Origin of the sequence: uncultured Adlercreutzia sp. (assembly GCA_910585575.1) — a bacterium.
Lineage (GTDB): Bacteria > Actinomycetota > Coriobacteriia > Coriobacteriales > Eggerthellaceae > Adlercreutzia.
Genome location: CAJUFS010000124.1, coordinates 1 through 3527, shown reverse-complemented (window position 1 = coordinate 3527; position 3527 = coordinate 1). Strand labels below are relative to the sequence as shown.

Genomic DNA, 3527 nt, shown 5'->3' with positions numbered 1-3527 from the left:
TACAGCGCCAGCTTGTAGATTTCCGCGGCGTCTTCCAGGGTCAGCTTCTTGAAGCTGCCGAAGGGCACGCCCTTGTTCTGGGCCAGCGTCGGCAGCATCTTCGGGATGTCCTCCTCTTCCACGCCCAGCTCGGCCAGGGTAGTGGGCATCCCCAAGCTGGCGAAGAAGGAGCGCGTCTCATCGATGGCCGAGAGCGCGTCGGCATTCACGTCGCCCGTGGGGGTGAGACCAAACACCGCCTGGCCGTAGAAGGCGAAACGCGCCGGATTCTCGGTATACACGTACTCCATCCAAGCGGGGAACATGACGGCCAGGCCCGCGCCGTGGGTGATGGCGGGGTTCAGGGCCGAAAGCTCGTGCTCCAGGCCGTGGGTGGCCCAGTCCTCGTGACGGCCCACGCCGGCCAGACCCTGGTGGCACAGCATGCCGGCCCACATGATGTTCGCGCGGGCGTCGTAGTTGTCGGGGTCGGCCAGCACGCGCGGCGCTTCGGCGCGGATGGTGTTCATAAGCGACAAGTTCAAGTTGTCGGTGACAGGCACGGCGCCGACGTCGTCGAAAAAGCGTTCCAGCAGGTGGCAGTACATGTCGGTCAGACCCGCCGCCGTCTGGAAGGGTGGCAGAGTGAAGGTAAGCTCCGGGTCCATGAAGGCGAACTTCGGACGCTGAGCGTTGTTGGCGTAGCCCGTCTTGCGACCCAGCTCGTCATTGGACACCACCGTGTTCTTCGATGCCTCGGAGCCCGCGGCGGGAATGGTGAGCACCACGGCAATGGGCAGCACATTGTGGTCGAGGGCCTTGGTCTCGAAGAGCTCCCACACGTCGCAGTCGACGCAGGCGCCGTTGGCGATAGCCTTGGCCGAGTCGATGACCGAGCCGCCGCCCACGGCCAAAATCCAGTCGACGCCGCCCTCCTTGCACAGCTTCACCCCTTCGCGCACCAGGGTGATCTCGGGGTTCGGGCGCACGCCCCCCAGCTCCAAGTGCTCGATGCCCGCGGCGTCCAGCGAGGCGCACACGCGGTCGAGCAGTCCCGACTCGCGAGCGCTGCGGCCGCCAAAGTGCACCAGCACGCGTTGAGCGCCGGCAGCGGCCAGCTTCGCGCCTACCTCGTTCTCCACACCGCGGCCGAAGACAAAATGCGTGGGGGAGACGAATTCGAAGTTCTCCATGAAAGTCCTTTCCGAGGACGGCGAGGGACGCATGCCCCCGCTCTGTTTGCGATGGGGACAGTATAGCGTGCTTGCTGGGGAGTGGCGAAGAGGGCCCTGTTGCTTTGCCTCGCCTCGCCTTGCTTCGCCTCCTCCCTTCCTCTTTTCTCTTCCTCGCCCCCCCCCGAATCGCTGCGGAATCGCCGTGGCCATTGGCTTCTGCAATTTGTCCCTTCGAGGACGAGCGCGGGAAGGGGGAGGCGTAGAATGAAGGGCGACCAAAAAAGAAAGGGGAGCCATGACGGTTTTGTTTGTAAACGCGTGCCTGCGCGGAGAAGGGTCTCATACGCTCAAGCTCTGCCGCGAGTACCTTGAAGGCGTGGAGGACGTTAAGGAAGTGAACTTGGCCGAGTTGAAGCTGGAGCCCTACTACGCGGGACCGGTAGCGTTCCGCGCCCAGCTGGAGGCCAACAACCGCTTCGACGATCCCCTGTTCGACCTGGCGAAGGACTTCGCCGAGGCCGACGAGATTGTCATCGGCGCACCTTACTGGGATCTGTCGTTCCCAGCGGCATTGAAGGTGTACGTGGAGCACGTATGCGCCATGGGCATCACCTTCCACTACACCGAGCAAGGAACCTGCGAGGGCCTTTGCAAGGCCGGGCGCCTTACCTATATCACCACCTGCGGCGGCCGCGTGGAGGGCATGAATTTCGGCTACGAGTACTTTTGCGGCATCGCGAAGATGTTCGGTATTCCCGAGACGCGTTTCGTGGCTGCCGAGAACTTGGATGTGGTGGGCAACGACAACGAGGCCAGCATGGCCGTGGCGCGCAAGGCCATTGCCAAGCTGCGGGCCGAAGGGTAGGCCTTTCGCCTGTCGATATCTTGCGATGCGACGCCGGCCGTTGTGGCCGGCGTCTTTTGTGCGGGGAAGGAGTGTTAGTTGGCCAGTTCCTGGGCTAGATACTTGCCCGTGATGCTTTCGGGGCAGGCGGCCACCTGGGCGGGGGTGCCCTCGCAGACTACCGTGCCGCCCTGCTCGCCGCCGCCCGGTCCCATGTCGATGAGGTAGTCGGCGTTGGCAATCATGTCCAGGTCGTGCTCGATGACCACCACGGTGGCGCCGTGCTCGATGAGCTTCTGCAGCACCTCGATGAGGGTTTCCACGTCCAGCGGGTGCAACCCGATGGTGGGTTCGTCGAACACGAAGAGGGTGTCTTCCTGGTCGCGGCGCATTTCGCTGGCCAGCTTCAGGCGCTGGGCCTCGCCGCCGGACAGTGCCGGCGTGGCCTCGCCCAAGGTAAGGTAGCCGAGCCCCAGGTTGTGCAGGGTTTGCAGTTTGCTGTGCACCTTCTTCAGGTGGGGAAGAGCCGCCAGAGCCTGGTCGACGGTGAGTGAGAGCATTTCCGGCAGCGAGAGGGTGTGCACCGGTGCGAAATCGCTGCCGTGATCATGGGAGCCCTGCGCCGTCTCGCCGTCGCGCTGAAGTTCTTCACCTGGGGTAAGCTGGACGTCTCCCTCAACGCTCATTTGGATGGCATAGGCGTCCTTGCCGTAGCGGCTGCCGTGGCAGTCGGGGCAGGGGATGTCCACGTCGGGCAGGAATTGCACGTCGAGGGAAATCTGCCCCGTGCCGTCGCAGGTGGGGCAGCGCAGGCTGCCGGTGTTGTAAGAGAACGCGCCGGCCTTGAGCCCCGCCGCCTTCGCCTCGGGCAGCCTTGCGAATTCCCGACGCAGCTCGTCGAGCACGCCGGAATAGGTGCCCACAGTGGAGCGCACGTTCACGCCGATGGGGGTGGCGTCTACCAGGTCGACGCGGTTGATGCCCGGTGCGTCGATATCGCGCACATGGCCGGGCAGCGTGCGGCCGGCAAGAGCGGCTTTCAAGCCAAGTACCAGGCTTTCCAGCACCAGCGTGGTCTTGCCCGAGCCGGACACGCCTGTCACCACGGTCAGGCGCCCTTTCGGAATGCGCACCTCCAGCGGCTGCACGGTGTGGATGGCGCCCGTTTCCAGCCGAAGAGCCCCCTCGTCGAACAGGTGGTCGGCCGCCACGGGGGTGCGGACGCGCACCTTCGCGGTGCCGGCCAGAAATGGCCCGATACGCGAAGCGGGGTTGGACTCTACCTGGGTCACCGACCCCTGGGCAATGACGCGCCCACCGTCGGCGCCCGACCCTGGCCCAATCTCAATGAGGTGGTTCGCGTGGCGCAGCACGGCCACGTCGTGGTCTACCATGACCACGGAGTTGCCGTCGGACAGCAGGTCGTCCATGACGCCCAGCAGTCCCTCGATGTTCGCTGGGTGCAGCCCGATGGAGGGCTCGTCCAGCACGTAGAGCACGCCGGTGGTGCGGCTGCGCACGGCGCGGGT

The 3527-nt window shown here is 65.0% G+C and carries 2 protein-coding genes and 1 pseudogene; 1 reads left to right on the top strand and 2 read right to left on the bottom strand.

What is annotated here, in order from left to right:
* Positions 1-1172: iron-containing alcohol dehydrogenase (locus QZ307_RS10930; RefSeq protein WP_295999747.1), on the bottom strand; the 1172-nt coding region annotated here is incomplete at its 3' end.
* Positions 1173-1449: 277 nt separating this feature from the next.
* Between QZ307_RS10930 and QZ307_RS10925 the strand changes: the two genes are divergently transcribed.
* The gene (locus QZ307_RS10925) at positions 1450-2019 is read left to right on the top strand and encodes an NAD(P)H-dependent oxidoreductase (protein ID WP_295999745.1); all 570 of its coding nucleotides are present in this window, start codon (positions 1450-1452) and stop codon (positions 2017-2019) included.
* Between the two features lie 74 nt (positions 2020-2093).
* Here QZ307_RS10925 and QZ307_RS10920 read toward each other — a convergent pair.
* Positions 2094-3527: pseudogene (locus tag QZ307_RS10920) on the bottom strand (excinuclease ABC subunit UvrA); the annotation flags it as partial.